The sequence below is a fragment of the Devosia sp. genome, assembly GCF_017307565.1.
Taxonomy (GTDB): domain Bacteria; phylum Pseudomonadota; class Alphaproteobacteria; order Rhizobiales; family Devosiaceae; genus Devosia.
The window spans coordinates 1-1,215 of record NZ_JAFKHD010000393.1 but is presented as its reverse complement, the minus strand read 5'-3'; the positions used below and the strand labels follow the sequence as shown (position 1 = coordinate 1,215).

At 62.6% G+C, this 1,215-nt stretch carries 1 protein-coding gene and 1 pseudogene; both read right to left on the bottom strand.

The window, feature by feature from the left end; genetic code table 11:
- Positions 1–161: pseudogene (locus J0I64_RS15600) on the bottom strand (acetyl-CoA carboxylase carboxyl transferase subunit beta); the annotation flags it as partial.
- A 221-nt stretch (positions 162–382) separates the two neighbouring features.
- On the bottom strand, positions 383–1,207 hold the full coding sequence (gene trpA, locus J0I64_RS15595) for a tryptophan synthase subunit alpha (RefSeq protein WP_291409884.1): 825 nt from the start codon (positions 1,205–1,207) through the stop codon (positions 383–385).
- Between the last annotated feature and the right edge of the window lie 8 nt (positions 1,208–1,215).

Here is a 1,215-nt window from a genome sequence, read left to right as displayed (position 1 = left end):
TAGCCCGAATTCGGCACCACCCACTGATTGGCTTCGAGGTCGCGATAGAACACCATCTCGCCCGATTCCGGATCCTTTACCCAAAGGTTTTCCGGCGTATCGCGCTTGTTCGTGAGGAACGAGCGGATTTTGGGGCGGACGAAATTGTCGATCCAGTTCATGGCGCGGCCTTTCGCGGTGATCTCGAGTGCGTTTCAGCGAAACGCTCAGGAAAAGTCACCTAAACGTCAATTGTGGCAATTCTTATCAGGTGGGAAGGGGCGCGGCAAAGGCTGGCTCGCCGCTATCCACTTTCATTCCTGGGTGTCTTCCCCGCGAAAGCGGGGATCTCCGGCCGAACGGGCTGTCCTGCTTTCGCGGGAACGGGCCCTGGCAGGAGGGCCTATGTCCTCGAGCGCTTGAGGCCGGCGGCGAGGTCGGCCACGAGATCGCGCACAGCCGCGACGGTCTTGTCGGTGGCCTTGCCATCGACCAGCGACTTGGCAACCGCATCGACCAGCACTGTGCCGACGGCGATGCCATCGGCGTGGCGCCCCATCTCGGCGGCGTCATCGGCCGTCTTGATGCCGAAACCGATGATCACTGGCAGCTCGGTATGGGCCTTGATGCGCTGCACGGCTTCGCCGACGGCGCCGCGCGACTTGATGACCGCGCCGGTCGTGCCGTTCATGGAGACGTAGTAGACAAAGCCAGAGGTGTTTTCGAGCACGGTCGGCAGGCGCGCGTCGTCGGTGGTGGGCGTCGTCAGGCGAATGAAATTGAGGCCCGCCTTGATCGCGGGAATGCAAAGCTCATTGTCTTCCTCGGCCGGCAGATCGACGATGATCAGGCCATCAACGCCTGCTTCCTTGGCAAGGGTCAGGAATGTGTCGACGCCCAGGCTATAGATGGGATTGTAGTAGCCCATCAGTACGACCGGGGTCGTCTCGTCCTTGCGGCGGAATTCCTCGACCATGCCGAGAACGCCGCGCAGCGTCTGCCCGGCCTTGAGGGCGCGCTGGCCACCCATCTGGATGGCAACGCCATCGGCCATGGGGTCGGAAAAGGGCAGGCCCAGTTCGATAATGTCGGCACCGGCCTGCGGCAGGGCGTTCATGATGGCCTGGCTGGTGGCCAGGTCCGGGTCGCCACCCATGACATAGGCGGCAAAGAGCGGGCGATTGGCCTGCTTGGCGGCGGCAAAGGCGCGGTCGATACGAGTGGTCATTACTTCAA